25 protein-coding genes are annotated in these 26786 nt (G+C 59.8%); 12 read left to right on the top strand and 13 right to left on the bottom strand.

Annotated features, from left to right (window positions below):
- Nucleotides 1-92: 92 nt before the first annotated feature.
- From VL003_RS07800 to VL003_RS07815, 4 genes are all read right to left on the bottom strand, one after another.
- Entirely contained in the window at nt 93-1223 is a 1131-nt protein-coding gene (locus tag VL003_RS07800; protein WP_325441247.1) for an ABC transporter substrate-binding protein, read from the bottom strand.
- Nucleotides 1224-1406: 183 nt separating this feature from the next.
- Nucleotides 1407-2573 (bottom strand): acyl-CoA dehydrogenase family protein, encoded by a 1167-nt coding sequence (locus VL003_RS07805; protein ID WP_325441249.1) that lies wholly within the window; start codon nt 2571-2573, stop codon nt 1407-1409.
- A 59-nt stretch (nt 2574-2632) separates the two neighbouring features.
- Nucleotides 2633-3448 carry a crotonase/enoyl-CoA hydratase family protein gene (locus VL003_RS07810; protein WP_325441251.1) on the bottom strand — a complete coding sequence of 272 codons (816 nt, stop codon included), beginning with the start codon at nt 3446-3448 and terminating at the stop codon, nt 2633-2635.
- A complete protein-coding gene (locus VL003_RS07815) occupies nt 3441-4484 on the bottom strand; it encodes a 3-hydroxyacyl-CoA dehydrogenase NAD-binding domain-containing protein (protein ID WP_325441253.1) in 1044 nt (347 codons plus the stop codon). The genes VL003_RS07810 and VL003_RS07815 overlap by 8 nt, the downstream gene beginning before the upstream one ends.
- Nucleotides 4485-4776: 292 nt before the next feature.
- Here VL003_RS07815 and VL003_RS07820 point away from each other — a divergent pair, with 292 nt between their 5' ends.
- Both VL003_RS07820 and VL003_RS07825 read left to right on the top strand, forming a co-directional pair.
- Nucleotides 4777-5844 carry a ligand-gated ion channel gene (locus VL003_RS07820; protein WP_325441255.1) on the top strand — a complete coding sequence of 356 codons (1068 nt, stop codon included), beginning with the start codon at nt 4777-4779 and terminating at the stop codon, nt 5842-5844.
- Nucleotides 5845-6042: 198 nt separating this feature from the next.
- Nucleotides 6043-6396 carry a DUF1428 domain-containing protein gene (locus tag VL003_RS07825; protein WP_325441257.1) on the top strand — a complete coding sequence of 118 codons (354 nt, stop codon included), beginning with the start codon at nt 6043-6045 and terminating at the stop codon, nt 6394-6396.
- Nucleotides 6397-6473: 77 nt separating this feature from the next.
- Here the strand turns inward: VL003_RS07825 and VL003_RS07830 are convergent, their stop codons facing one another.
- From VL003_RS07830 to VL003_RS07840, 3 genes are read right to left on the bottom strand one after another with little or no spacing between them, the layout of a single operon-like run.
- Nucleotides 6474-7349 carry an EamA family transporter gene (locus tag VL003_RS07830; RefSeq protein ID WP_325441259.1) on the bottom strand — a complete coding sequence of 292 codons (876 nt, stop codon included), beginning with the start codon at nt 7347-7349 and terminating at the stop codon, nt 6474-6476.
- Nucleotides 7350-7396: 47 nt separating this feature from the next.
- Entirely contained in the window at nt 7397-9043 is a 1647-nt protein-coding gene (locus VL003_RS07835) for an FAD-dependent monooxygenase (RefSeq protein WP_325441261.1), read from the bottom strand.
- Nucleotides 9036-9884 carry an alpha/beta fold hydrolase gene (locus VL003_RS07840; protein WP_325441263.1) on the bottom strand — a complete coding sequence of 283 codons (849 nt, stop codon included), beginning with the start codon at nt 9882-9884 and terminating at the stop codon, nt 9036-9038. The genes VL003_RS07835 and VL003_RS07840 overlap by 8 nt, the downstream gene beginning before the upstream one ends.
- A 30-nt stretch (nt 9885-9914) precedes the next feature.
- Between VL003_RS07840 and VL003_RS07845 the strand changes: the two genes are divergently transcribed.
- Nucleotides 9915-10862, top strand: coding sequence for a LysR family transcriptional regulator (locus VL003_RS07845; protein ID WP_325441265.1), 948 nt, complete (start codon nt 9915-9917; stop codon nt 10860-10862).
- On the opposite strand, the gene VL003_RS07850 is transcribed toward VL003_RS07845, so the two are convergent.
- Nucleotides 10859-12013 (bottom strand): ABC transporter substrate-binding protein, encoded by a 1155-nt coding sequence (locus VL003_RS07850; protein ID WP_325441267.1) that lies wholly within the window; start codon nt 12011-12013, stop codon nt 10859-10861. The genes VL003_RS07845 and VL003_RS07850 overlap by 4 nt on opposite strands.
- Nucleotides 12014-12185: 172 nt before the next feature.
- On the opposite strand from VL003_RS07850, the gene VL003_RS07855 reads away from it, so the two are divergent.
- Nucleotides 12186-13352, top strand: coding sequence for an FUSC family protein (locus VL003_RS07855; RefSeq protein ID WP_325441269.1), 1167 nt, complete (start codon nt 12186-12188; stop codon nt 13350-13352).
- A gap of 153 nt (nt 13353-13505) precedes the next feature.
- Entirely contained in the window at nt 13506-14504 is a 999-nt protein-coding gene (locus tag VL003_RS07860) for an SDR family oxidoreductase (protein WP_325441293.1), read from the top strand.
- Between the two features lie 13 nt (nt 14505-14517).
- Here VL003_RS07860 and VL003_RS07865 read toward each other — a convergent pair whose 3' ends face one another.
- Genes VL003_RS07865 through ggt form a run of 4 tightly spaced genes read right to left on the bottom strand, consistent with a single transcriptional unit; the run spans nt 14518 to nt 18436 of the window.
- Nucleotides 14518-15255, bottom strand: coding sequence for an amino acid ABC transporter ATP-binding protein (locus tag VL003_RS07865; protein ID WP_325441271.1), 738 nt, complete (start codon nt 15253-15255; stop codon nt 14518-14520).
- A gap of 12 nt (nt 15256-15267) precedes the next feature.
- The gene (locus VL003_RS07870) at nt 15268-15957 is read right to left on the bottom strand and encodes an amino acid ABC transporter permease (protein WP_325441273.1); all 690 of its coding nucleotides are present in this window, start codon (nt 15955-15957) and stop codon (nt 15268-15270) included.
- A gap of 8 nt (nt 15958-15965) precedes the next feature.
- Nucleotides 15966-16706, bottom strand: a complete 741-nt coding sequence (locus VL003_RS07875) for an amino acid ABC transporter permease (protein ID WP_325441275.1) — start codon at nt 16704-16706, stop codon at nt 15966-15968.
- Nucleotides 16707-16714: 8 nt separating this feature from the next.
- Complete coding sequence (ggt, locus tag VL003_RS07880; protein WP_325441295.1) at nt 16715-18436, bottom strand: gamma-glutamyltransferase; 1722 nt, start codon at nt 18434-18436, stop codon at nt 16715-16717.
- A gap of 367 nt (nt 18437-18803) precedes the next feature.
- Here ggt and VL003_RS07885 point away from each other — a divergent pair, with 367 nt between their 5' ends.
- The 6 genes from VL003_RS07885 (at nt 18804) to VL003_RS07910 (ending at nt 25004) form a co-directional block, all read left to right on the top strand.
- Nucleotides 18804-19145 (top strand): hypothetical protein, encoded by a 342-nt coding sequence (locus VL003_RS07885; RefSeq protein WP_325441277.1) that lies wholly within the window; start codon nt 18804-18806, stop codon nt 19143-19145.
- 303 nt (nt 19146-19448) lie between these two features.
- Nucleotides 19449-20615 carry an ABC transporter substrate-binding protein gene (locus tag VL003_RS07890; RefSeq protein ID WP_325441279.1) on the top strand — a complete coding sequence of 389 codons (1167 nt, stop codon included), beginning with the start codon at nt 19449-19451 and terminating at the stop codon, nt 20613-20615.
- Between the two features lie 169 nt (nt 20616-20784).
- On the top strand, nt 20785-21273 hold the full coding sequence (locus VL003_RS07895; RefSeq protein ID WP_325441281.1) for a MarR family winged helix-turn-helix transcriptional regulator: 489 nt from the start codon (nt 20785-20787) through the stop codon (nt 21271-21273).
- Between the two features lie 103 nt (nt 21274-21376).
- A complete protein-coding gene (locus VL003_RS07900; protein WP_325441283.1) occupies nt 21377-23053 on the top strand; it encodes an FAD-dependent oxidoreductase in 1677 nt (558 codons plus the stop codon).
- 14 nt (nt 23054-23067) lie between these two features.
- Nucleotides 23068-23922: an intradiol ring-cleavage dioxygenase gene (locus VL003_RS07905; RefSeq protein ID WP_325441285.1), complete on the top strand. Its 855-nt coding sequence runs from the start codon at nt 23068-23070 to the stop codon at nt 23920-23922.
- A 14-nt stretch (nt 23923-23936) separates the two neighbouring features.
- Entirely contained in the window at nt 23937-25004 is a 1068-nt protein-coding gene (locus VL003_RS07910) for a maleylacetate reductase (RefSeq protein ID WP_325441287.1), read from the top strand.
- Between the two features lie 27 nt (nt 25005-25031).
- Here VL003_RS07910 and VL003_RS07915 read toward each other — a convergent pair whose 3' ends face one another.
- The gene (locus tag VL003_RS07915; RefSeq protein ID WP_325441289.1) at nt 25032-25925 is read right to left on the bottom strand and encodes a LysR substrate-binding domain-containing protein; all 894 of its coding nucleotides are present in this window, start codon (nt 25923-25925) and stop codon (nt 25032-25034) included.
- A gap of 154 nt (nt 25926-26079) precedes the next feature.
- Here VL003_RS07915 and phnC point away from each other — a divergent pair.
- On the top strand, nt 26080-26786 hold a 707-nt coding region (gene phnC / locus VL003_RS07920; protein ID WP_325441291.1), incomplete at its 3' end, for a phosphonate ABC transporter ATP-binding protein.

Below are 26786 nucleotides of genomic sequence, written 5' to 3' on the forward strand. Positions count from 1 at the left end.
TAACTACAGCGGGCCGTCCTTACCAAGCAGTTGGGCGCTGCGCCGCCGTTGCAACGGCGCCGGCAACCCTGTTCGCTGCGATGCAGCCGGCGTTATTCCACCAGCTTCCAGTCGCCGTTCTTGACCTGCACCAGCGCGCTGGCGCGTTGATCGACGCCGGTGTGATTGGTGGGCGACATGTTGTAGACGCCGTGAGTGCCCACCACCTCTTCGCTGTTTTCAAGCGCCTCGCGAATGGCGGTGCGGAACTCGTTGGTGCCGGGCTTGGCGTTTTTAAGAGCCGTAGCAACGGCGTTGTCGGCCAGCAGGTAGGCGTCCCACGAATAAGCGGCAAACGCGTTGCGGGAACCTTCGCCGAACTGGCCTTCGTAGGCCTTGGTGAACTCAAGCGCAACCTTCTTGATGGGGTTGCTGTCGGGCAACTGCTCGGCCACCATGACCGGGCCGGTGGGTGCGTAAGCGTCTTCAAGCGCTTTGCCGCCTACACGCAGGAAGTCTTTATTGATGACACCGTGGTTATGGTAGATAGGGCCCTTGTAGCCGCGCTCGCGCAGGGCCACCTGCGGCAGCGCGCCGGGCGTGCCCGAGCCACCCAGCACAACGGCGTCGGGCTTGGCGGCGATAAGCTTAAGCACCTGGCCCGACACGCTGGTGTCGATACGGCCGTAGCGCTCTTCGGCCACCAGCTTGATACCGGCGTCTGGAATGGTGGCTTTCAGGCCCGAAAGCACCAGTTCGCCCCAAGAGTCGGCAAAGCCCAGGTAGCCCACCGTTTTGATGCCGTTTTTCTTCATGTGCTCGACCTGCGAGCCCATCATGATATTGATGGGCTGCGGCACCGAGAATGACCAGGCGTTGTCTTCAGCCTTGATGGGTGTGGGCGAAAGCGAGATTTGGGGCGTTTTAAGCTCGGAGGCCACTTCGGCCACGGCAATGGCGGTGGGCACACTGCTTGAGCCGATGATCAGGTCGACCTTGTCTTCTTGAATGAGCTTGCGTGCCAGCCTGACCGAGGTGGTGATGTCGGTGGCGTCGTCGACGATGACGTAACGCACCGGTTCGCCGCCCAGGGTTTGGGGCACGACCGAAAAGGTATTTTTATAAGGGATGCCCAGCGACGCGCCCGGCCCGGTGGCCCCGGTAATGATGCCTACCGTAATTTCGGCGCCGGCCGCGAAGGGTACTGCTGCGGCCAGAACCAGGGCCAAAAGACTTTTTTTCATGTGGATGTCTCCGATTGTTCAACTTGTTTCATAAAGCGCGTTACCGCCACGTACTGTTCCATTTTTGGCCGTGCTATGGCCGGGATGCCAAAGAGGCATAATTATGCCCAAATATCGGCTAAGCAACATAACTTATGCAATAAAATGCACTATTTATTCGATCAACGAAATTCGTACTTTCCCTCAGAATCCTAGTTGCCGCGCGACGATCAAGCGCATGATGTCGCTGGTGCCGCCGCCCACCAAGGGAAAATAAGCGTCGCGCAAGAAGCGCTGTACGGGGAATTCATTCATAAGCCCGTAACCGCCGAATAGGGACATGGCCATCTGGCATACCTGGTTCCCGCCGTCTCCGGCCACGATCTTGGCCAAGGCCGCCTCGGTGGTAATGGGGTCGCCCCGGTCGGCCAGCTCGGCCGCGTGGTAGGTGTACAGGCGCGACTGCTCAAGCAGGGCCAACATGTCTACCAGCTTGAACTGCACGGCCTGGAATTTTCCGATGGGCTGGCCGAACTGCGAGCGCTCTTTGGCGTAGGCCAGAGCTGCCTCGTAAGCCGCACGGCCGTTGCCCAGGCCCAAGGCGGCGGTAAAGATGCGGTCGACAGTGAGCGACTTATACGCATTCAAGAACCCCGAAGCCTGGCCGTCGTTGAGGTAGTGGTCATCGGGCACGAACACGTCGGCGAACACCAGCTCGGCGGTATCCGAGGCCCGCACCGAAAACTTGTCCAGCTTGCGGCCCACCGAAAACCCCGGTGAATCAGTGGGAACCAGAAACAGGTCCAGGCCTTTCAGACCCTTGGACGGATCGGTGGTGGCGACAACGGTAATAAAGTCGGCCACCGTACCATTGGTGGTAAAGATCTTGGATCCATTTAGGCGGAACCCGCCTTCGCAGCGAGTGGCGCGTGTGCGCAGCGAGGCGGCATCCGAGCCCGAGCCAGGTTCGGTAATGGCGAACGCACCGATTTTTTCACCGCGCAGTGCAGGCTCGAGATACTGCTTGTGCAGCGCCGGCCCGCCCCATTGAAAGATGGTGTGCGTGGCGGTAGAACCTTGCATGCACACCGATGCAGCAAACGATACCGAGCCACGCGCGAGTTCTTCGCACAGCACCGTAAAGCAGGTGTAGGGGTACTTCAGACCGCTACCGCCGGCGCTTTCGGGGTACATGGCACCGTAGTAGCCCAACTGCCCCAGTTCGCGAAACAGTTCGTGGCCGAAATCACTTTCTTCATCGAGCCGCGCCGCTTCGGGCACAAGGCGCTCGTCGACCCAACGCGCAACATAATGCCGAAACTCATCGGCCTCGGCGCGCATTTCATTTACATCGAATACTGCTGCAGTCATTTAACCGTCTCCTGCGACGGGCGTGAGCGCCCGTTCTTTACCTATTGCACGGCTGCGGCTTAGCCGCGCACCACCTTGCCGGCCTTGCGTTCAAGAAAATCGCGCAAGCGGGCCTTGGCCTCTTCGTCGCCCTGCGCCACCCCGACCATCAGCATCTCGGTAAATAGGCCCGCCTGGGGGTCCTGCTCGATGATGCGCGGGATGGATTGAATGATGGCAAAGTTGGCCAAAGGCGCGTTGCGCGCAATTTTGGCGGCCAGTTCCACCGCCTTTTCAAGCCCCTGGCCCGGCTCGACCAAATACTGGCTAAGGCGCAACAACGTGTGTGCTTCTTGTGCCTCGTAGACGCGGCCCGAAAGCATCATGTCCATGACGGTGGCCGCGCCGATCAAGCGAGGCAGGCGAACCGACCCACCCGAGCCAAGGAAGATGCCGCGCGTGCCTTCGGGCAAGGCGTAATAGGCAGTGCTTTCAGCCACTCGTATATGAGCCGCCGCGGCCAGCTCGAGCCCGCCGCCAATCACCGCACCGTGCAGCACCGCAATAACCGGTACTTTGCAAAATTGAATGCTGTCGTTCAGCCGCTGCCCGATGACCGACGTCTCGAAGCTTTCGGCCGTGGTGGTCTCTTTCAGTTCGTTCAAGTCCAGGCCGGCGCAGAAGTCGTCGCCGGCGCCTTGCATGACGACGCCTTGCACGTCGGACGGAATACTGGAAAAGAACACCTGCATGCCCAGCACCAGCTCGTCGCTGAGCGCGTTGCGTTTGGCGGCGCGATTCAACGTAAGCACTGCGATATTGCCCCTGCGCGAAACGTCCAGGCACGCAGGCAGGCTAACCGGCCATGGGGCAGCCGGGCTCGCGTTGTCAGTCATGGTTTGCTTCCTTGATAAGGGTATTGATATTGCCGGTCGGGGTGGCGGATGCCCTGCCGGGCACCGTGGCATTGACCGAATTCTGCAGGGCCAGCACTTCGACCAGCGACTGGTCTCGCCACTGTACCCATTCATCGATGGGACGGTCGGCCGAAACCTGCCTGGCAGCCTCGACCAGCCGGTCAACCACCTCGGCGGTAAACTTAGGCTCAGGGCCCGGCTTCCACCATTGCTGAATGGCCGGCCCGGCGTGCTCAAGGATGCCTCGCATGCCACCCGGCCCACCGGCCAGGTTCAGGGTCATCAGGCCGCCCATCAGCGCCCAGCGCGGCGCCAGGCCGTAACGCACTGCCGCGTCGATGTCCTTTGCGTCGGCCACGCCTTCAAGCAGGCAGTTTACGGCTTCGCGCACCAGCGCAAACTGCAGGCGATTGGTCATATGACCGCTGGCTTCGGTATGCAGCAGTATTGGGTGCTTGCCCAGGCTGGTGGCAAAGCCCATGGCCCATTGCGTTACTTGCGGCAAGGTATGCTCGCCGCCTACAACCTCGACCAGCGGTATCAGGTGCGCGGGGTTGAATGGGTGCAACACCACCAACCGCTCAGGATGCCTCAGCTTGGCCTGCATGCGTGTGGGCGGAATGCCGCCGGTGCTCGACAGTATGATTTTTTCGCTTGAGGCCGCCGCGTCGACTTCGATAAGCACCGCATCTTTGATATCGAGTTTCTCGGGCAGGTTTTCTTGAATGACCTGTGCCCCACGTGCCGCGTCGGCCGCTGTGGCCACAAACCGCAGTTGATCAAGATTGGGCTGTTCGTGCTTTGCCAGGCCCAGGCTGCGTAGCGCGGGCCAGGCGTTCAAGATGAACTCACGGGCCCGGGCCTGGGCCTGCGGAGCCGGGTCGTATGCCAATACCTGCAGCCCATGGGCCAGGAACAGGGCCGCCCAACTGGCGCCGACCGAACCCATTCCAAGCACGGCAATGCACCTGACCTGATCAGGCGGAAGATATCCGGTAGCGTCTGTACGCGTCATAAGCTAAGCAACCGTATTGGGTTCGGCGGCGGCCACAAGAAGCCCTACCGCCATATTGAGAAAGGAATTCAGTGTACGAACCCCCGCGCTATTCGCATAGCACCGTTTGCCTATAGGCATTATTCGTTTTCTGCATAGCTACGAGATCAGGAAAACGGGGAAAGTAAGCGCCCTTGCAGACGGGTAGGACAACGCCGGCGGCTAAAGCTCAAAATGCGAGCCACAGGGTAGAACCACGCCACCGGTAGCCCTCGAATACAATGCGGCATCGAAAACAGTGGATGGTCCAACCATGACAGGGTTCGCACAACTGTGGAAATGCTTTTTAGGCCTGCTGCTATTTGCATGCCTGTTGGGGACGGCACGGGCTGATATTGATCCTCCGCACGGGAACGAGCCAACGATTGTCCACACCTATCTGTACCTGGAAGATATCAACGACATTCAGTTGGGTACCGGTACTTATGACATTACCGCCAACCTTGTCATGCGCTGGATAGACCCGCGCCTTGCCTTTACCCCGCCCGACGAGAACCGACGCCCGCAAGTGTGGATGGGTAAACGGGCCGAACGGTTCGTGGATTCAATCTGGCACCCCATTTTGGATATAAGCGGCGAGAAAGGCATTACTTCGAATGCGGTGCATTCGCTGGCCATCTACCCGGATGGAACCGTGGTGCTGCGTCAGAAGTTCACGGGTACGCCCCGCTTTACGGGCGAGCTCATTCACTTTCCGTTTGGGCGCTTGACCTTGGGGTTAAGCATTTCAAGCGTCGCCATGGACGAAAGCCAGATGCAGTTCAGGCTGACACACCTTAGCCCCAGTGAAAGTATGGCGGCGGTAGACGATGTACTGCATGGCAACTGGACGCCGACCAGCATCAAGTGGCGTACCTCGACCGTGGTTCGCCCCGACCAGCCCGAGCAGCAGTTTCCGCAAATCAACCTGCAAATCGTGGTGGAACACGATTTTATTGACGGCGTGCACAAGATTCTGTTGCCCCTGACCGTAATAGGGCTGGTTTCGTGGGGCCTGTTGTGGCTGAACTTTGTTCAGTTGCCGCCGTACTCGTCGCCAAGAATTGGCGGCACCATTACTTTAATGCTGACAACCATCGCCTTGAAGTTTGTGCTTGACCGCGAGTTGCCCGTGGTGCATTACCTGACCCTGTCAGATCTGCTGTTCAACGGCACCATCATCATGCTGAGTTTTTCGCTGATTACCTCATGCTTTATCGCAGGTCTGATCAGCATGCAGAAACCGCACGGTGCGTTGGCGTTTAACCGGCAGATGCTTTACGTGTACCCCGTTTTATATATTGCCGTGATGCTGGTCGGCTACTTTACGGTGCTTGATTAGTACACCGCGCTGGTCACACCAACCCTTGCCCTGAACGTTGCCCCTGCGTACCTGCGCACTGCGGGCGTGCAAGCACCGGCAGGCGTCGCGCACCTGGGGAAGTTATCAAATGAAATTCTCTTTGACATGGGTGGTTTAAAAATGTTGACATCAACATTGACCGTCAAGTGACGATTTCCACATACTGGGAGACCAAGCATGAATTACGTTGAAGGATTCGTGGTGGCTGTACCGGCCGCCAACAAAGAGGCGTATCGCGACATGGCGGCCAAGGCCGCGCCCCTGTTCAAGGAGTTTGGCATTACCCGTTTCGTCGAGTGTTGGGAAGACGACGTACCCGATGGCAAGCAGACCGATTTTCGGCGTGCAGTGCAAGCCAAAGACGACGAAAAAGTGGTGTTCAGCTGGTTTGAATACCCCTCGAAAGAGGTGCGCACCCAGGTGCAGGACAAAATGATGAACGACCCGCGCATGAAAGAATTGGGCGAGAGCATGTGCTTTGACGGCAAACGCATGATCTTCGGCGGGTTCGTACCCATTCTGGACCAGTAATAAACAGGGCGCACCGGCGCCCGCCAACCCGTGCGCGCCTGCATTGCACAAGGGCGCAGAGGCAGGCCGCGAGCCGATCAGGGCAGACGCCGGTTGCTTGCCCACTGCACCAACAGGATACTGGCCAGCACGGCCACCATTCCCACCATCGGCAGCCCCGTGATGCTCTGACCCAGCAGCACCCACCCAAGGATTACAGCCGTTACCGGGCTAAGCAGATTCAAGGACGACACCGCCACAGGAGACAACCGCGCAAGCCCCCTGAACCATAAAAAATACGCCAGCAAGGCGCCGCCCAGGCAAAGATAGGCGTAACCAGATGCCTGCAGCAAGGTAACGGATTCGAGCGGCGGGTCGAACACCAGGGCGGCAGGCACGATCATGAGACCCGCCAGAAACAACTGCCAGCCGGTAAAACCCAGAATGGGCAGGCTGGTACCCCAGCGCCGGGTCAGGTAGGTGCCGACTGCCATGCCCAAAGCGCCGGCCATTGCGGCGGCCACGCCAATTGGGTCCCATGCTGAGCTGGGCGAAAGCAGCAGCGCCGCCATGCCCGCCACCCCCATTATCGCGGCCCAAACTGCCAGCCGGACCGGCTGAATTCGGTCTACCGCCCAGACAATGCCCATAATCAGCAAAGGCTGAATCGCCCCTACCACCGACGCAAGCCCGCCCGGAAGCCGGTAAGCTGCAACAAACAGCATGGCCTGAAAGAACCCCAGGTTCAACGCCGCCAGGATCAGCGTACGCCCCCACTCTTTTCGCGGGGGAACGCAGCGGGTGTACAGAATGAGTATGAGGCCGGCGGGCAAGATGCGCAGCACGGCGGCAATGAACGGACGGTCGGGGGGAAGGATTTCGGTGGTGACGATATAAGTCGAGCCCCAAAGAATGGGGCCCACTGCAGTAATAAGTACATCCCACCAAACTGAAGACGGCCGCGACGAAGACATGTATCTACCTTGAAAACGAGATGATACCTCGCTTCGTCTGGAATGCCTTAGGCCGCGCCGGCCATGGTCCGACCGCTGGCCCTTTCCAGAATGGAAACAGGGTCTTGCTCGCGCCCCCCGCGCCACGCCACCATCATGTCGGGGCGCACCAGCACCAAGTCGGCACCGTACAGCGCGTGTGCCCCCTCATGCCGAACAGCAACCACTTTAAGCGGCACGCTGATTGTTGCTGCACTTTTGGCCCAGACCGAGCCGGCATCGGTGCCGGTAAAATCCAGCAAGGTAAAACCCGAGCCCAGTACATCTAATATGGAGCAATCGGGCGTTAGCCAAACATGCGGGGCACGATGCCCCGGTCGGGCGGTTGGCGTGTAGCGCCGTGGGTCGTCCAGAGGCTCTTCGGTTCCATCGGGAATACATATGGGGGTGTCGGAATACCGATAACCCAACAGCACACCCGAAGAGGCCAGAATCTTTTCCTGACGCTGAAGCTCTTGCCTCAGGGTTTCGCGTAGTTGCTCGCCCTGTGCGTCGTCGCGGTCCAGCTCTTCGCCGTATTGCATGACCGAATACAGCTTATCGAAGTTGTCGGCCGCCTCCAGAGTGTTTCGAACGCCTATCGGATGCCTTTCGGTGTGATAGGTTGAAAGCAGCTCGGGCGGCGCCCACCCTTTTAGTACGGCTTCAAGTTTCCAGCCCAGCTCAACCGCGTCGCCCACGCCGGTGTTCATGCCCAGACCGCCTGTCGGGGTAAATTTGTGCGCCGCATCGCCGGCCAAGAAAACACGGCCCACGCGGTACTGGTCAGCCACCAGGGCATGGGCCGTCCACGGTTGCGTCTCGATGATTTCCACCGGTACCTGTTTGCCCAGCAGTGCCCACACGGCCGCTTGTGCATCCACCGTTTTCCAGTCGACCCCTTCAGGCAGAATAAGGTGGTAGGTCCATAAGGTTCCGCCGTCCCAGTTCAGCAAAAAGCCGCTGTACTCTTTGCGCAGCGGGAAGTAAATATTGCCGTGTCCGAACGGGTGAACCTGCATCAGGTCGGGACACCGAAAATAAATCGAAACGAACCGCGCCATGCCGCTTCGACCCGACATCTCGACGCCCAATTGGCTGCGCACCAGCGAGCGCCCGCCATCGCAGCCCACCATGTAGTCGCAGCGCACGCGTTCGACCCGGCCGTCTTCCAAGCACTCGATCACGGCCAGCACGCCGTCGGAATCCTGCTCAAAATCACACAGGCTCCAGCCGAATCGCGCATCGACCGTATCCAGCGTTTGCACGTAATCCTTTAGCGCCCGCTCGACATGCTGTTGGCCCACAATGGTTTTAAGGTACGGAGACCAGTACATTTCGGCCATGGGGTCGGCCACGCCGCTGTTGCGCGCCTTTTCGAGCTCGGCATACGACAGTAACGAAAGCCGGTGCAGATGATGCCCGTGCATGCTGCTGACCCAGTGGTAATCGGCCGGGTAATCCGCCGGAATACCTTTGCCGGTTACGGCTTTATCTACACCCCATCGACGAAAATACTCCATGGTGCGATTACCCACCGCATTGGCGCGAGGGTGCGGATTGACTTCGGTTCGCTGCTCGACCAGCAACGTGCGAACCCCGCGCCAGCCCAGCTCGGCAGCCATTGACAAACCGACCGAGGCGCCCCCCACCACCAATACCGACACTTCATTCATGATGCTGCTCCTTGCTGATGAACTGATGCACAACCTGGTTGAACGCGTCGGGCGCCTCCAGGTTCATCAAGTGGCCGCAGCGCTTGATGATGTGCATCTGCGCGTGCGGCATTAATGCGGCCACCTGCCGCCCCATGTCCGGCGGCGTCAACCTGTCGCCCTCGCCGTACAGCAGCAGGGTGGGCGCCCGGATGGCTTGCACCTCGGTGCTGCGGTCAAAGTATGCGGCCGCCTCGAGCGCCTTAAGGTATGAGTCTTTTCGCAAGCGGCGGATACTGTCGCCCAGCGCCTGACGGACCGATTCCTGTGCATCGGGCCCGGCCAGCGAGGCAATAAGCTCGGGAGCCAACTCGGCGAACGTCCGCCCCTCAAGCAAGGGGCGCTTTCTGAGCCGCAAGTAGTCTTCACGCTGTTCGGCGCTTAACGCCTTGCCAAAGCTGGGAAAAGCTGCGCAAATAACCAGGCTTCGTACGTGGCTGGGGTGGCGGTACGCAAAATCCATAAGAATGCGCCCGCCCATGGAAAGGCCCACAAAATGCGCTTTTGATACGCCCAGATGGCTCATGAGGCGCACCAGATCGGCACTGATTTCGTCGAACTTGAAGCTGCCGTCGTAGTCGTCAGAGTCGCCGTAACCGCGTACGTCCCAGGCCACGGCTCGAAATCCCTTTTCTGCAAAATAGCCAAGTTGCTGCGTCCAGTTGTCTTTGTTGCCACCAATGCCGTGCAGAAAGAAAATGGTTTCGTCGCCTGTGCCGCAAGATGCAAAGGCAATGCGTGGCTCGCCGTCGGTGCGCCCGGAAATCATCGGGCACTTGTCTTTTGAACGTTCTACTAACATTGCATGCTCCTGTTGCAATAAGATGTCGCCATGCACATACGGAACCTCCATCCGGCCGACCTTGAGTACTTCGTCGAAATCTGCCGACAGGGCAGCATCGCCCAGGCATCGCTGCAACTGGGCGTGACGCAGCCCGCATTAAGCAAGGCAATACGCAGGCTGGAATCGGTGGCCGGCGCCAGGCTTCTGGACCGTACGGCAAGGGGTGTCACACCCACCGAAATGGGACTGGAACTGATGCGGCGCTCGAGCCTGATCTTGAGCGAACTTGAGGCCGCCCGCAGCGTCCTGCAAGAAATGAGCGGCGCCCGCATGGGCACGGTGTCGATCGGCGTGGCCCCTACACTGAACCATCGATTTATTCCCGACATTACCCGCGAAGCCCTGAAGTCGCGACCCAAACTGCACCTGCGGGTAAGCGAAGGGCTATACCACGAACTACTGCCGCGCCTGTTGCTGGGTGAGCTTGATTTCATCATCAGCTCGCCCTCGAACGCAGACGCACCGAGCAGCGAATTGCTGTGCGAACCCTTAGGCGGCAATTTTTTTGTTGCCTGCGTGGGCGCCCACCATCCGCTGGTAAAAAACGGGCCCATCCAGGACAAGCATCTTCTGGACGCTTCGTGGGTGCTGGTGCCGCCACGAGGCGTGTTGCGCAATACGCTCGACCGCCTATTTCTGGAACGCGGCCTGCCGCCGCCTGAACCCCAGATAGAAACAACTTCCATCGCGTTCTCGAAGGCACTGATCACCCAACAGAACTTCATTGGTTTTTTACCCCTGGAGGTGTTTGCTGAAGAAGAGCAGGCAGGAACGATTAGTCGGCTCGCCCTGCCCTGGCTCTGCTGGAGACGGGACCTGTTTTTATTGTCCCGCCGTTGGCGTACCCTGACACCCGCCGCCGGATTCGTGGCCAACCTTATCAAACAGGAAGCCGCGCACAGGCTGGGCGTCTCTGACACATCGCCCCCGGCTTAGTCTGCAAGCACCCACTTGCCCTCGTTGACGCGCACCAGCACACGCGCACGCTCATCAAGACCGTTGTGGTCGCGGGGGCTCATGGTATAGACGCCCTGCGTACCCACCACTTCTTTTACATTGTTTTCAAGCGCGCCGCGCAGGGCGCTACGAAACTCGCTGGTACCGGGCTTGGCTGACTTGATCGCACTGGGTACCGCCGCCTGTATCAACAGGTAGGCGTCAAAGGCATACCCTGCAAAGGGGCTGCGCGCCTCTTTGCCATAGGCTTGGTCATACATAGCAAGGTATTTGGCAGCCACCGGCTTAACCACACTGTCGTCAGGCAATTGGCCGGCAAACAAGAAGGGGCCGACCGGCGCCACGGCGCCTTCGGCGCTTGCACCCCCGATTCGAATGAAGTCGCCACTGACCGAACCGTGGGTGTTGTAGACCGTGCCCTTAAAGCCGCGCTCGCGCAGGGCAATATGAGGCAAGGCCCCCGGCGCCCCCGAGCCCCCCACCATGACGGCATCGGGTTTGGTGCCAATGACCTTAAGCGCCTGGGTGGTAATGCTGACATCGTTGCGCTGGTATCGCTCGTCGGTGGTTATTTGCAAGCCGTCGATAATCGTTTGATCTTGCAGGCTGCGATGCACCGCCTCGCCCCAGGCATCGGCAAAGCCGATATAACCCACCTTTTTTACCCCGTGCTGCTTCATGTGCTGCAGCACGGCACTGATCATTAGCGGTATGGGCTGGGGTACGCCATAAGTCCAGGGGTTCTGCGACGGATCAAGCTCAATGGGGGCCAAAGAAATCAGGGGCACCTTGGCCTCGTCGGCCACTTGCATCAAGGCGCGGGTCACCGGGACCGAATTGGAACCGACCAATATGTCGACACCCATCTCATCACCCAGCTTCTTGGCGTTGCGCACGCCGGTGGTTACGTCCGACGTGTCATCCAGCACAATGTACTTGGCCGGCTGTCCGGCGATTTCTTTAGGCAGAATATCGAATACATTTCGGTAGGGAATTCCCAGCACCGCGCCTGACCCGGTGGTGCTGACCACCACCCCCACTGAAATTTCGTCGGCCGCATGCACGGCACCCAGCGGGGCCAGTAACGACGCGGCCAACAGCACACCTACGGTCTTAGCCAGTTTTTTCATGTCGCCTTCCTATAATAAGATAAGAATTATTCGGTACCACATCGATTCAGTATAGGTAGGGAATCACCGACCACAAGACACCAAATAGTCACAGAGCTATAACTTTCGTTCATACCCCGTCTGAACACCGGGCGTGTATCATGAGTTCATCCAGGCACGTCTCCCCCTGTTCATGAGCGAATCAGATCACCAGCCTCCCTCTTCTGAAGAACCCACGCCGCGTGCCGCACACCGCCGCCCGCGCCCCACACGCAGCCGCTCGGCTCGCGACTTATTACGCCCCACACAGTTTCACGAAAGCCTGCTGCTGGCTCCGCCGCCGTCCATCCAGAACGCCGCCGTCGCCGGTTTTCAGGCTGCGCTGGCCGTGCTCATTGCGGTAACCACCGTGCATTTTTCGTCCTGGCCTCATTTGGTGGGCTTTCCCGCTCTGGGCGCCCTGGCGGCGCTTTTCGGCCGCTTTGCGTCCATGCGGCGCAGGCGCAGCATTGTCTCTATCAGTGCCGTCCTGTTTGTCGCGGCCGTGTTCTTTCCGTCTGTCGTGCAGTATGCCGGCGCGCCAATGCCGGTGATGATCGGCCTGTTGGCAGTATGTGCCGGGCTGGCCACCATCGCCGTTTCTCATTGGCGCCTGGGCGGGCCGGGCGCCACCCTGTTTGTGTTTGCCGTGGGCGCCGTGTTAAGCGGCCAGGTCGACACGTGGCTGCAAATTGCCCAGCGCACTCTGGCCACCGCCTGGGGGGCCGGCCTGGCCGTGATCGTGTGCCTGGCCACAGACCATCTGCGCAGCCAGCCCGTCAGTACCGAGGCAGCGCCCAAGCTGCGTTCGCCCCCATTCAGACACCAGCTGATTGCCGCTGCACGCATTACCGCCGCCGCTGCCGCCGCCGCTTTTGTTGCCCACGCGGCCGGCTGGAACTACCCGGCCTGGGCAGCCATTGGTGCCACAGCGGTGATGCTGGGCGGTCATTTACACATCACCATGAATCGAGCCCTGCAACGCATGGCGGGCACCGTGGTCGGCGCCTGCATAGCCTGGGCAATTCTGGCGCAGTCGCCTTCGTTCTGGTGGGTGCTGACAGCCATTGTGCTCTTCCAGTTCGTCACCGAGATCATCATCAGCTACAACTACGCGCTGGGGCAGATCACCATCACTCCCATGGCCCTGCTCATGACCCACCTGGCCGCCCCCGTGGCCGACTCCAACATGCCTGTAGAGCGCGTGCTGGACACCATCGTCGGCGCGGCCATCGGCATCGTCTTCGCAGTTATTTTCTCGACGGCCGACGACCGCGCCTACCTGGCGCGCCGACGCGCCAAACTTGAAGCTCGCCGTTAAGCCTGGCGTCAAATCTTTGCCATCGAACGCGGCTCGGGATAGCGCCTGAGGGCACACGGCTTGCCTGTCAAGAAGGGCCACGTAGCCAAACGATTCCAGGAGTTGACGATGTCGAAAGATAAACACAAAGACCGTGCCCGGTTTGAGTCGAAGATGTTGAACGACACACCGACAGCCCGCCCTGAACCTGAACAGACCGCCCGGAATCAGCGCCGCATGCAAGACGAACAAGACCGGCTGGACAACCAAAAACCGGCCTCGGAGCATTCGCAGCCTAAAAGCGCGTCGCAGACCGGCACACACGACTACCCCGAGCCGCCCATGCCCGGCCAAAAGCTTGAAAAGCCCGGCGACGAAAGCGACCTTGATCCCAAGCCGCAGTTCATGGCCCCCGACTACCGCGGCAGCGAAAAACTGCGCGGCATGTCGGCGCTGATTACCGGCGGTGACTCGGGCATAGGCCGGGCCGTGGCCGTGCTATTTGCACGCGAAGGCGCCAACGTGGCCATTATTTATTTGAATGAACACAAGGACGCCAAAGAAACCTGCCGTCATGTCGAAGCCGAAGGCCGTCGTGCCATCGCCATTCCTGGCGATGTAAAAAACCCGACCTTTTGTCGCGACGCCGTGCGTGAAACCGTAGAAGCGTTCGGCGGGCTCGACATTCTGGTCAACAACGCCGCCTTCCAGGAGCACGCCGACTCGCTTCGGGACATTACCGACGAGCGTTTCGACGAAACTATGCGCACCAACATTTACGGCTACTTTTATATGGCCCGGGCCGCGCTGCCCCACTTCAAACCGGGCTCCAGCATCATTAACACCGGCTCGGTAACCGGCCTGCGTGGACAGGGCCGATTGATTGACTACTCGGCCAGCAAAGGCGCCATACACGCCTTCACCATGTCGTTGGCCTCGAACCTGGCCGACAAGGGAATCCGTGTTAACGCCGTAGCCCCCGGCCCCGTTTGGACACCACTGAACCCCGCCGACCGTCAGCCTGAAGAGCTGGAAAAGTTCGGCGAGAGCTCCAAACTAGGCCGCCCTGCCCAACCCGAAGAGCTCTCGCCTGCCTATGTATTTCTGGCCTCGCCAGTGTGCTCCAGCTATATAACCGGCATTGTGCTGCCCGTTACGGGTACACCGGGTTGAAACCTGCGAGCCATCAGGAATGCGACAGAATCTTTGACAAAAACTGCTTGGCTCGCTCGGTTCGCCCCTCTGGGTTTCCAAAGAACTCGTCCTTGGAGCAGTCTTCGACAATCGCGCCTTCATCCATAAACACAACCCGATCAGCCACCTTGCGCGCAAACCCCATTTCGTGGGTCACCACCATCATGGTCATGCCCTCTTTGGCCAGATCAACCATGACATCCAGCACCTCGTTGACCATTTCCGGGTCGAGCGCCGACGTGGGCTCGTCGAACAGCATTGCCACCGGATCCATGGCCAGCGCCCGGGCTATCGCCACCCGCTGTTGCTGCCCGCCCGACAACTGCCCCGGAAACTTTTCGATATGCGCGCTTAGACCCACCCTTTCAAGCAGCTCACGCGCACGTTGTTTGGCTTCGGCCTCTTTACGGCCCAACACCTTGACTTGCGCCAGCGTCAGGTTGCGCATGACAGACAAATGGGGAAACAGCTCGAAGTGTTGAAACACCATGCCGATCTGCGCACGCAGCTTGGGCAGGTTGGTGTCGCGCGCCCCCACCGACACCCCATTGATCCAGATTTCGCCCTCTTGGAACGGCTCAAGCGCATTGGCCGTTTTGATCAAGGTGGATTTGCCCGAGCCCGAAGGGCCGCACACCACAACAACCTGGCCCTTGTTGACCGTGGTGGTGCAGTTTTTCAGGACCTGAAACGACCCATACCATTTGCTGACATTTTTGAATTCGATCACTGAAAAAACTCCTTAACGAGCGATGGCCGTGCGGCGCTCGATGACCTTGACCAGGCGCGACGCGGTGTACGAAATGACGAAATAAACCACCGCCACGAAAATGAACATTTCAACCAGACGCCCATCGCGCTGCGCCACGTTGTTGGCCGCGCCCAGAAAGTCGGTAAGTGAAAGCACATAGACCAGGGACGTGTCTTGAAACACCACGATCATCTGGGTAAGCAGCAGCGGCGTCATATTGCGAAACGCCTGGGGCAACACCACTTTACCCATGACCTGCCAGTAGTTAAGCCCCAGCGCATAGCCGGCGTCGGCCTGCCCGCGCGGTATCGACTGAATGCCCGCACGCATGATCTCGCAAAAGTAGGCCGCCTCGAACAAAATAAAAGTGATGAGCGCCGAGGTAAAGCCCCCCACCGCAATCGGCCGGCCCGCCTGGGTCACCCAGCCCACAATATAGGGCACCAGAAAATAAAACCAAAAAATAATAAGGATCAGCGGCAGCGCCCGCATCAGATTTACGTACGAACCCGCCACGCCCGACACAAGCCGGTTCGAAGACAGGCGCATCATGGCCAGCAAGGTACCCAGCACGATGGCGCCGGCCGTGGACAGAACAGTGAGCTTCAGCGTAAACACCAAACCCACTTGAAGGACATAAGGCGCCGTGCGCACAATGGTGTCGAAATCGAATCCGTCCATGCCCGGCCCTACCTTGCCGCGCCCAGGTATCCGGGCACCTGCATGCGACGCTCTATATGGCGCATGCCCGCAACCACCAAAATGTTAATAACCAGATACAGCACTGTGGCCGCGGCAAACGACTCGAATATCTGGAAGGTGAACTCTTGCATGGCACGGGCGGCCCCGGTCAATTCAAGCAGGCCGATGGTAAACGCAACCGACGAGTTCTTGATCAGGTTAAGCGCCTCGGAGGCCAGCGGCGGCATGATGACGCGCGCCGTAATGGGCAACAGTACAAAACGGTAAACCTGCACGCGCGTCAGCCCCAGGGCGGTTGCCGCCATGCTTTGGCCTTTTGGCAACGACTCAATACCGGCGCGAATCTGCTCGGCGATTCGCGCCGAAGTAAACAGGCCCAGCGCCACCACGGCTGTCCAGAAGGTGCTCCAGACAGGGTCGGCCTGCTTGATCATGTCGCCCAGGCCCTGGGGCACCAGCTCGGGCACCACAAAGTACCAAAGGAAGATCTGTACCAGCAATGGAATATTGCGAAACAGCTCAACGTATGCCGAGCACAACCGCGTCACCCAAGCTATGCCGCTGGTACGCAGTACGCCCACCACCACGCCGAATATCAGCGCAATCATCCACGCAGCCGCCGAAGCACCCAGCGTCCAGTAAACGCCCCGTATCAAGGTATACAGATACGTGCCCGATCCGTCGGGCGAAGGCTCCCAGAATATGGACCAGTTCCAGTTGTAATTCATTGCTTTTTTTAGTCTCCTTTGGCGGCGCCCTCGCGCCTTGGGTCAGCCCCGCCACTAAGCCCGTGCTTGTCGATCACAATGCCTTGCAGGCCGCTGGGGAACTCGCGCAGCTCGACATCGTGTCCCATGCGCCGCAGCGGTTCGGTCAGGCCCTGCAGTTCGGTGCCCAGCTCAAGTTCGGTTTCACGGTTCCGGCTTCCGAAGTTAGGCAACGCAATGGCTTGCTGGATGTCCAGGTTCCAGTCAATGACGCCCACCAGCGTCTTGGCCACGTAATTGACGATGGCGCTTCCGCCGGGGGACCCAATGGCCATATACGGCTTGCCGTTGCGAAAAACAAGGGTGGGCGCCATGGTGCTGCGCGCCCGCTTGCCCCCTTCCACCCGGTTTGCCACCAATTGGTTGTTCTCGTCGATGGGGCGATACGAGAAGTCGGTCAGCTGATTATTCAGCAAGAACCCCCGCACGAAGATTTTGCTGCCAAAAGCAGACTCGATGCTGCTGGTCATGGACACCACGTTGCCGTCGGCATCGACCGCAACAATGTGGGTGGTCGAGGGCAATTCCAGGGCCGCGCTTTGCCCTGCGCGTCGCAGCCGCGAAACCGGGTCGCCCGGCGGCGCTTTTTTCATGCTTCTGTCCGGCGAAACAAGTGAGGCCCTGGCTTTCAGGTACACCGGGTCGATCAGTGCCTGAGCAGGCACATAATTGAAATCGGGGTCGGCCACATAATGGTCGCGGTCGGCATATGCCAATCGGCCGGCCTCCGAAAAATAGTGCACCGCTTCAAGGCTGTTGGGTGCAAAGCCATGCATCGGAAAGGACTGCAGTATGCCCAGTATCTGCAACACGCTCACGCCCCCCGAACTAGGCGGAGCCATGCCGCACACCACATAAGCTCGATATTGCCCGCATAAGGGGTCGCGCAACTTGGCCGTATATCCCGCCATATCGCTCAGGGTCAGGTCGCCAGGGCTGGAATGTGACTGCACGGCAGCGACGATGTCGCGGGCAATGTCGCCTTCGTAGAAAGCGTCGGCACCATGCTCTGCAAGCTCGCGCAACACCAGGGCAAACTCGGGATTCTTAAGCACATGGCCCACCGGCCAAGGTTTTCCCTGCCGGTCGAAAAAATAAGCAGCCGCGGCTTTCTGGTTGGCCAAGGCAGGGCTTCTGGAAACCAGGGCATGCATGCGCGGCGATACCTTGAACCCCTGCTCGGCGGCCTCTATGGCGGGTTCAAACAGTTTTTTCCAGGGCAGTTTGCCGTGTTTCCGGTGGGCCAGTTCAAGCATGCGCGGCACACCCGGCACACCCACTGACAGGCCGCTGTTGACCGACGCGCCATACGACAGCGGGCGGCCATGATGCATGAAGCGGTCTGACCTGGCTGCAGCCGGCGCGGTTTCTCGCCCGTCGAAGGTGGTAAGGCTTTTTGTTTGATTGTCGTAGTGCAAGGCGAATGCGCCGCCGCCCACGCCCGACGACTGGGGCTCGGTCAGGCCCAGCACCAGTTGCGCGGCAATGACCGCATCCATGGCACTGCCGCCTTGGCTCAATACGCGGTAACCCGCTTCGGTGGCCACGGGGTTTGCCGTGGACACCATATATTGTCGGGCGCGCACCAACTGTTTGGCGGCAAAGCCGCTGCCCGCTTCCGGGTTGAAGTCTTCTGGCTGCAGGCCCGGGCCCGTGTCGGCCGCCGGCCCAGCCGCGCTGTAGGCTGGCAGGCCGACCACGCACAAGCAGGCCGCAACAAATACCGGTAAAAATCGTAGTCTCGTTTTCGTCGTGGTCAAAAGGCCTCCTTTGATACTTCGGCGGGTTCACCGAAGCCACGCAGCCCAAAGTTTGCCACGATCCGGCGATCCCATCATCCCATGCTGCCTTTCCAATCCGCGTGCGCCGTGCTCAAACCTGTTCACAAACTGTATGAAGTTTCACTTTTGCGTGCTGTTGGCGACACAAAGTGGTTACCAAACCCCCCTGATTAACCCTAATTGGTTTCAGTACGCTGCAAAACCGGTTTTGCACCTTGTTTGTGCGCGCAGCCATGGCTACGCTTTAATCATCAACTAATGGGATTGGAGCATTAATATGAAAACGCCCTTAACATTTGCGCGCCTGACCGCCATTGGAATCCTGGCCTTTGCCATGGCCGGCACCGCCACCGCCCGCGACCGAAAAACCGACAACACGCTGATCGGCGCGGGCCTGGGCGCTGCCGCCGGCGCGGTCATTTCGCAAGGCGACCCGCTTTACACCATTGGCGGCGCTGCGGCGGGCGGCCTGCTGGGCAATATCCTGACAGAAGAACCACGCTACCATCGCCGCGACTGGGACCGAGGGCGCCATTACAGCCGCGCGCCACATCGCCACGTGCACAAGCGCCACTACAAAAGCCACAAGCACCGCCACCATCACAGGCGTCATCGTTAGCCAATCAGTGTGGCCCAGGCCGGCCCGGCCCACTCTTTCGCCGGCCCGGCCGATGCCACGTTCCGAGTGCTGAACATTCGTATCGCGACCCGCTCATGGTTTTGAGCGGGTTTTCTTTTCCTTTGATATTTCTTGCCGTTGAAAGAAAAAGGCGAATTTTTACCAGAGACAAAGTACACTGAATGTGACAAAATAAGTAACAAGACCCAAGCAGACTTTTCTTCGTCTACCGTGTAGGCTATGCAAGAAAATCAATAAAGGGTTGACTCAAAGCTATACCTATACAAACTTTGGAGAAGACATATGAAACGCCTTTTGAAAACCGTGGCGGCAACCGGCATTTTGGCCTTTGCCGCATCGGCACAGGCTGCCGAGCCTTTTAAAATTGGGCTGATCCTGCCCATGACCGGGCCGTTCGCCTCTACCGGCAAGCAAATCGACACCGCCGCCCGTCTGTACATGCAAGAACACGGCGACACCGTGGCCGGCCGCAAGATCCAGATCATTCTTAAAGACGACACCGGCCTGGCCCCCGAAGTTACCCGCCGTCTGGCTCAAGAGCTGGTCGTACAAGAAAAGGTCAATGTGCTGGCCGGGTTCGGCCTTACTCCGCTGGCATTTGCAGCGGCGCCTGTCGCCACGCAATCAAAAACGCCCATGGTCGTCATGGCCGCCGCCACGTCGTCCATCGTCGGCAAGTCGCCGTATATTGTGCGCACCTCGCAAACCGTGCCCCAAATCGTCGCGCCGCTGGCTCATTGGGCCGCCCGCCCCGAATCCAAAATCAAATCGGTCATTACCGTTATTTCCGACTACGGCCCGGGCCACGACTCCGAAAAAGTATTTGTCAAGGAATTTACCGCCAAAGGCGGCAAGATCATTGACTCACTACGCGTCCCCCTGCAAAACCCCGACTTCGCCCCTTTCTTGCAACGCGTCAAAGACAGCAAGCCCGACGCCGTGTTCATTTTCGTTCCGTCGGGTGCCGGTACGGCGTTCATGAAGCAGTTCGCCGAACGTGGTCTGCGTCAAGACGGCATCCAGCTTATCGGCACCGGCGACGTGCTTGACGACGACCTTCTGCCCAGCATGGGCCCCGAGGCGCTCGACATCGTCACTTCGCAACACTACTCGGCGGCACACGACTCTCCCGAGAACAAAAAATACGTCGAGGCCTTTCGCAAGATCTCCAACAACATGCGCCCCAACTTCATGAGCATGGGCGGCTACGACGGCATGCATGCCATCTACGCCGCACTCGAAAAAGCCGGCCCCAACGCCACCGGCGATCAATTGGTTGACGCGATGAAAGGCATGAGCTGGACCAGCCCGCGCGGCCCCATCTCTATCCACCCCGAAACCCGCGACATCGTTCAAAACGTTTATATCCGCCGCTCACAAATGGTTGACGGCGAAATTTACAACGTCGAGTTCGAAACCTTCAAGGACGTTGTAGACCCCGGTCTGTAATCAGTTGTGGGGGGCCAGGCCTTCGGCGCCCCACCGCCATCTGCTTGCAAGGGCGCCCGGCCAGATCCGGGCGCTTTCGTTTGCGCAGCCTGAACGCCCGCTCACTTTCGCACCCCGGATAAAAAGATATTGCATAATCGGCTGCAACGCTTGAATACGTAGGTTGATCATGAAGAAAGTCGCAACATCAAGGAACCAAACGCCTCCGGCATCCGACCTGGACTGGCGCCGCCATAACGTGGGGCGTCTGCTTAATGATGCGATCAAACGGTTTGAAAGCCGCATTCTTCAACAGATGGATGCGGCCGGCTATCACGGTTTTTCGTTAAGCCACATTACTATTACCCGAAACCTTGATCTTGAAGGCACCCGGGCCACCGAGCTCGCGCGCCGGGCCGGCATTACCAAACAATCGGTCAGCGAACTGATCAACCAGCTTGAGGCCGGGGGCATTGTCGAGCGCCGGCCCGACCCGGCCGACGGTCGTGCCAAGATTGTTTACTTTTCGCCGGCGGGGCTGGCCTGGCTGAATGCATTCGGCACGGCATTGCAGAATGCCGAGCGCCACATGGCCGACGAGCTTCAAGAACCCGCATTCTCGGCACTTAAGCAGGCCTTGGCGGCGTACGCCAATTCCACGAACGGCGACTCGCCGTAACCAACATTTGACCCTTCAAGTCAACGCAACATCGAGGCTTCTTGACAATATAGTCAGTCGTCCTTACTATTATCCGTAGAATCAATTCAACGGAGATGTTTTCATGCTTCCAACTCAGGTTTCAGTTGCAATCGTCGGAGGCGGGCCCTGCGGCCTGATGTTGGCCAACGAACTGGGCCGCCGCGGCATCAGCGCAGTGCTTGTCGACGACAAGCCCAGCACCGCCTTCAACCCCCAGGCCAATGCCACCCAGGCTCGCAGCATGGAGCACTACCGCCGCCTGGGCTTCTCGGAAGAAATCCGTAATCTGGGCCTGCCCAACGATTTCCCCACCGATATCGCCTACTTCACCCGCTTTGCCGATCACGAACTGGCGCGTTTCAGCCTGCCTTCTGCAGCCGAAGCCAAGAAACGCATCCATTCGCTATCGGGCTCGTGGAGCGCGGCAGAGCTGCCCCATCGCGTTTCGCAAAAATATGTTGAGCAGGTGATGCGCAATCAGGCCCAGAAACTGCCGGGCATCAGCATCAATTACGGCTGGCGCATGACCGCCTTTGAAGACAAGGGCGACAAGGTCGTTATTGACGTGGAGTCGATAGAAGACGGCCGCAAACATCGAATCGAAGCCGCCTATATGGTCGGCGCCGACGGCCCGCGCAGCCAGACCCGCGAACAGCTTGGCTTTCGCTACACCGGTGAAACCGGCATAAAACGCGACTTCATGGGCGGACGCATGTACGCCGTGTACGCCCGCGCGCCCGAGTTCTATAACGTTGTGCCCCACGCACGCGCCTGGATGAACGTTTGCGTCAACCCCGAACGCCGCGCCTTCATGGCCACGGTCGACGGCAAGGGCGAGTTTGCCTTTCATACCCAGCTTAAAGACGACGAAGACGAGAACATGCTGACCGAAGACGACGCCCGCCGCATGTTCCAGGCCGGCGTAGGCAAAGATATTCCGGTCGAGATCCTGTCGCACGGCACCTGGACGGCAGGCCACTCGCTGGTTTCCGACGGCATGCAAAAGGGCCGGGTGTTCTTGGGCGGCGACGCTGCGCATCTGTTCACCCCCACCGGCGGGCTGGGCTACAACACGGCTGTCGAAGACGCCGTGAACCTGGGCTGGAAGCTGGCGGCCGTACTGAAAGGCCAGGCCCACCCTGCCCTGCTGGATTCGTATCAGGCCGAGCGCAGGCCGCTGGCCGTGCGCAATACGGGTTACGCCCGCAAGTTTGCCGACTCACTGGGCCTGTTCAAACCCGCCCCCGAGATCGAAGAAGACAGCCCCGCCGGCGAAGCCGCACGCGAGGTGGCGGGCCAGCACATGGCCGCCCACGGTCGTGCCGAGTTCAATATTCCAGGCATCACCTTTGGCGGCCGTTACGATGGCTCGCCGGTGATTGTTTCGGATGGAACCACGCCCCCGCCCGACAGCGCCAACGAGTACACCGCCACCGCTTGCCCGGGCGGTCGCCCCCCTCATATGTGGCTGGACGAAGCCCGTTCCTTATACGATGTATTTGGATTTAATTGGACTTTGATGTGCATGGGCGCCCATAATGACGCGGCTGCATTTGAAGACGCGGCAAAGGCCAGGGGCCTTGACCTTACCGTGCTTCAGGTGCCGCAAGCACGCGATTTGTACGAAGCCGACCATGCCTTGATTCGGCCCGACCAGATCGTTGGCTGGCGCGGCAGCAACGGCGACAATGCAAGCCAGGTATTCGATATTTTACTGGGCTTCTCTGCCGGCTCCCCCGCTTTGAACACACAAAAATAACTAAGGAGAAACCCATGCGCGATCTGAACGAAGACACACTTACCGACGTAGTAATCTCACGCTTTGAGGGCAGTAAAACACCCCGCATCAGGCAGGTCAGCGAGGCGCTGGTCCGCCACCTGCATGCCTTTGTCCGCGAGATCGAGCCCACCCAGGAAGAATGGGAATTCGCCATCGACTTCCTCACCCGCACCGGCCACATGTGCGACGACAAGCGCCAGGAGTTCATTCTGTTGTCTGACGCCCTGGGCGTTTCCATGCTGGTCGACGCCATCAACCATCGCATGCCCGAAGGGGTAACCGAAACCACCGTGTTCGGCCCCTTCTACGTCGAGGGCGCCAAGCAATACGAACTGGGCGCCGACATTACCGAGGGGGTGCCCGGCACGCCCATGCTGATCACAGGCAGCGTGTCCGACCAGAACGGCCGGCCCCTTGCCAATGCCAAGGTCAACCTGTGGCAGTCTGACACCGAAGGCTTTTACGACGTGCAGCGCCTGGATTCCCTGGCACTGCGCGGGGTGCTGCACACCAATGACCAGGGCCAGTTCAGTTGCTGGACCGTCCGCGCCGTGGCCTATCCCATTCCTGACGACGGCCCGGTGGGCCAGATGCTTGAAGCACAAGGCCGCCATCCCTATCGCCCGGCGCACGTGCACTTCATGATCGAAGCGCCCGGCTTCCAGAAGCTGGTCACCCACGTATTCGCCGACGGCGACCAGTACCTGGACAGCGATGTGGTGTTTGGCGTCAAGAACTCGCTGATCCGCGAATTCGAAATGCACGAACCCGGCAGGGCACCGGACGGTCGCGAAATGACCGAACCCTATGCCTACCTGAATTACGACTTCCGCCTTAAACAGCTGTAGGCGACGGGGCACTCATGAACCACGAATTCATCTACGAGGCACTGCCCACACGGGTGGTGTTCGGCAACGGCAAACTGGCTGCCCTGCCCGACGAAATCAAACGCCTGGGGGCCGGCCGCGCCCTGGTGTTAAGCACGCCGGCGCAGGCAGAATGGGCGCAGCAAGTGGCCGATGTGCTGGGCGACCAATGCGCAGGCATATTCAGCGAGGCCGCCATGCACACGCCGGTCGATGTCACCCTGCGCGCAATGCAGCAGGTTCAGGCGCTAAAGGCCGACTGTGTCATCGGCCTGGGCGGCGGCTCGACCATCGGCCTGGGCAAGGCCATTGCCTTGCGCACAGGCCTGCCGCAAATTGCCGTGCCCACCACCTACGCCGGCTCCGAAATGACACCCATACTTGGGCAGACTGAAAACGGCGTCAAGACCACCCTGCGCGACGCCGTGGTACTGCCCAAAGCCGTTATCTACGACGTGTCGCTGACCCTTTCGCTGCCCGCCGCGCTGTCGGCCACCAGCGGCCTGAACGCGATGGCGCACGCGGTAGAAGCCCTGTACGCCCAAGATCGCAACCCCATCGTGTCGCTGATGGCTGAAGAAGGCATTCGCGCATTGGCGCAGGCCTTGCCCGGCGTTGTGGCCGACCCCCAAAACCGCGAGGCCCGCCTGCAAGCACAGTACGGCGCCTGGCTTTGCGGCATTTGCCTGGGCTCGGCCGGCATGGCGCTGCACCACAAGTTGTGCCATGTATTGGGCGGCACCTTTGACCTGCCCCATGCCGAAACTCACGCCATTATGCTGCCGCACACCGCCGCCTACAACGCCCCGCATGCGCAAGAGGCCATGGGGCGCGCAGCACGTGCCCTGGGTGCAGGCAATGTCGCCGACGGCCTGTGGCAACTGGCCGAGCGCATCAAGGCACCGCGTGCGCTAAAAGACATTGGCATGCCCGAATCGGGTATTGAAAAGGCCGTGGAACTGGCCCTGAAAAACCCCTATTGGAACCCGCGCCCACTGGTTGAAGACGACATTCGGGCCTTGATCCGCCGCGCCTGGGCCGGCGAAGCGCCGCCGGCCGTTTAGTGCAAACGACCGGGAATCACCCCAGGCTCAGTTGCGGGGCGGTTCCAGGCTCAGTTGCTGTGCGGTTTGCAGGAACTTGGCAATAAGCGGTGAATTCCGGCGTTCGGCCCGGCAGATCAGCCGGGTCACGGTTTTGGCCGTAAAACCATTTACCTGCAGTTTTACCAGCCCCGGTCCGGGCAAATAGGCGGTATCGGCCACCACGCCCAGGCCCAACCCTTGGGCGACCGCCTCGCGTACCGCCTCGCGGCTACGCATTTCCACACTCGTTCTAATACTGACGCCATGAGCCTTCAGTGCTTCTTCGAAGGCCTTGCGCGTTCCTGACCCCTGCTCCCGCATCACAAACTCTTCGTCGGCCAGATCGCCGATACCAAGCGCCCGCCCTTGCGCCAGTGGATGAGACGCCGCAGCGAAGACAACCAGATTCTGCTCCCGATAAAGCAGGCAATGAATCTGCGGGTCAGTAATTTCATTGAGTACCAGCCCGATGTCTCCCTCGTAATTCAGGATGCGCTCGGTAATGGTTTGCGAATCGCCCACGGTGACCGAAATCTGTACGCCCGGGTAATGCGAACGATAAGCCTTGATGATCGGTGTGATGTTGTGAGGGCCAATGGCGTGCAGATTCAGCGCGCCGGTGTAGTGGGTTCGTGCGGCGATCAGCAGGGAACGCGCATCGTGTTCGGCGCTGAACAGTCGCCGCGTGTGCTCAAGCAGCACCTCGCCGAACGCCGTCAGCGTCAGGCGTCTGCCCTGTCGGAAGAAAAGTTCGACGCCGTAATCAGACTCCAGCTTCAAGATATGGGCCGACACCGTGGGCTGGCGTAGCCCCAGTTGAGCGGCGGCGGTGGTGATCGAACCAGCACGCGCCGCAGCATCAAATGCCTTGAGCGCGGCCAGAAGAGAAACTCCTGACATAGGTGGCGTCTATGGAATGGGCAATTTATTAGAGGGAAACCTACATACGACTGACACACCATTTAATCATACTGTCGTTCATGGTGATCGCAGGGCCAGGCGTTAACGGCCTTTTTCGATCAAGTGACCAACACGACGTATAGGAGTGAATCCAATGGGCTACGTCATTACGCCATCATGGCTCGTGCAGACAGAGAACCTGGCTGTCACGTATTCGAACGGATATCAGGCGCTGCAGCCTACCTCATTGACCGTGCGCCCCGGCGAGTTCCTGGTTCTGCTGGGTGCGTCGGGCGCGGGCAAATCCACCTTGCTGCGCAGCCTTAACGGCCTTGTTCGACCCACCCAGGGCGACGTCTTGCTGAATGATGTGGGGCGTCCGCTGAACCACTCGCGAACCATGCGCGAGCATCGCCGCAGAACCGGCATGGTGTTTCAGCAGCATCATCTTATTGGGCGCCAGACAGTGCTGGCCAATGTGTTGATGGGCAGGCTGGCCACCCGCAACGGCCTGCGTGCACTGCTGCCCTGGTCCAGGGACGACAAAATGGCGGCCCTGGGCGCCCTGGACCGTGTCGGGCTGATCGACAAGGCGCTGACGCGCGCCGATGCCCTGTCGGGCGGGCAGCAGCAGCGCGTAGGCATTGCGCGCGCCTTGATTCAAGAGCCACGGCTGTTGCTGGCCGACGAACCCGTGGCCAGCCTGGACCCGGTTACCGCCGAGGGCGTGCTGAATCTGCTTCACGGCATCTGCAAATCTGATCGCCTTACTGCTGTGGTCAGCCTGCATCAGATCGACTTCGCCAAGCGCTTCGCCGACCGCATCGTGGGCCCGAGCCACGGCCGGGTGGAGTTCGATGG

This window comes from Pusillimonas sp., from assembly GCF_035515275.1.
Classification (GTDB): domain Bacteria; phylum Pseudomonadota; class Gammaproteobacteria; order Burkholderiales; family Burkholderiaceae_B; genus Pusillimonas.

Bases quoted from the DNA above. Each gene is read 5' to 3' on its own strand.
- VL003_RS07800 (WP_325441247.1), bottom strand. From the start codon at position 1,223: ATGAAAAAAAGTCTTTTGGCCCTGGTTCTGGCCGCAGCAGTACCCTTC.
- VL003_RS07805 (WP_325441249.1), bottom strand. From the start codon at position 2,573: ATGACTGCAGCAGTATTCGATGTAAATGAAATGCGCGCCGAGGCCGAT.
- VL003_RS07810 (WP_325441251.1), bottom strand. From the start codon at position 3,448: ATGACTGACAACGCGAGCCCGGCTGCCCCATGGCCGGTTAGCCTGCCT.
- VL003_RS07815 (WP_325441253.1), bottom strand. From the start codon at position 4,484: ATGACGCGTACAGACGCTACCGGATATCTTCCGCCTGATCAGGTCAGG.
- VL003_RS07820 (WP_325441255.1), top strand. From the start codon at position 4,777: ATGACAGGGTTCGCACAACTGTGGAAATGCTTTTTAGGCCTGCTGCTA.
- VL003_RS07825 (WP_325441257.1), top strand. From the start codon at position 6,043: ATGAATTACGTTGAAGGATTCGTGGTGGCTGTACCGGCCGCCAACAAA.
- VL003_RS07830 (WP_325441259.1), bottom strand. From the start codon at position 7,349: ATGTCTTCGTCGCGGCCGTCTTCAGTTTGGTGGGATGTACTTATTACT.
- VL003_RS07835 (WP_325441261.1), bottom strand. From the start codon at position 9,043: ATGAATGAAGTGTCGGTATTGGTGGTGGGGGGCGCCTCGGTCGGTTTG.
- VL003_RS07840 (WP_325441263.1), bottom strand. From the start codon at position 9,884: ATGTTAGTAGAACGTTCAAAAGACAAGTGCCCGATGATTTCCGGGCGC.
- VL003_RS07845 (WP_325441265.1), top strand. From the start codon at position 9,915: ATGCACATACGGAACCTCCATCCGGCCGACCTTGAGTACTTCGTCGAA.
- VL003_RS07850 (WP_325441267.1), bottom strand. From the start codon at position 12,013: ATGAAAAAACTGGCTAAGACCGTAGGTGTGCTGTTGGCCGCGTCGTTA.
- VL003_RS07855 (WP_325441269.1), top strand. From the start codon at position 12,186: ATGAGCGAATCAGATCACCAGCCTCCCTCTTCTGAAGAACCCACGCCG.
- VL003_RS07860 (WP_325441293.1), top strand. From the start codon at position 13,506: ATGTTGAACGACACACCGACAGCCCGCCCTGAACCTGAACAGACCGCC.
- VL003_RS07870 (WP_325441273.1), bottom strand. From the start codon at position 15,957: ATGGACGGATTCGATTTCGACACCATTGTGCGCACGGCGCCTTATGTC.
- VL003_RS07875 (WP_325441275.1), bottom strand. From the start codon at position 16,706: ATGAATTACAACTGGAACTGGTCCATATTCTGGGAGCCTTCGCCCGAC.
- VL003_RS07885 (WP_325441277.1), top strand. From the start codon at position 18,804: ATGAAAACGCCCTTAACATTTGCGCGCCTGACCGCCATTGGAATCCTG.
- VL003_RS07890 (WP_325441279.1), top strand. From the start codon at position 19,449: ATGAAACGCCTTTTGAAAACCGTGGCGGCAACCGGCATTTTGGCCTTT.
- VL003_RS07895 (WP_325441281.1), top strand. From the start codon at position 20,785: ATGAAGAAAGTCGCAACATCAAGGAACCAAACGCCTCCGGCATCCGAC.
- VL003_RS07900 (WP_325441283.1), top strand. From the start codon at position 21,377: ATGCTTCCAACTCAGGTTTCAGTTGCAATCGTCGGAGGCGGGCCCTGC.
- VL003_RS07905 (WP_325441285.1), top strand. From the start codon at position 23,068: ATGCGCGATCTGAACGAAGACACACTTACCGACGTAGTAATCTCACGC.
- VL003_RS07910 (WP_325441287.1), top strand. From the start codon at position 23,937: ATGAACCACGAATTCATCTACGAGGCACTGCCCACACGGGTGGTGTTC.
- VL003_RS07915 (WP_325441289.1), bottom strand. From the start codon at position 25,925: ATGTCAGGAGTTTCTCTTCTGGCCGCGCTCAAGGCATTTGATGCTGCG.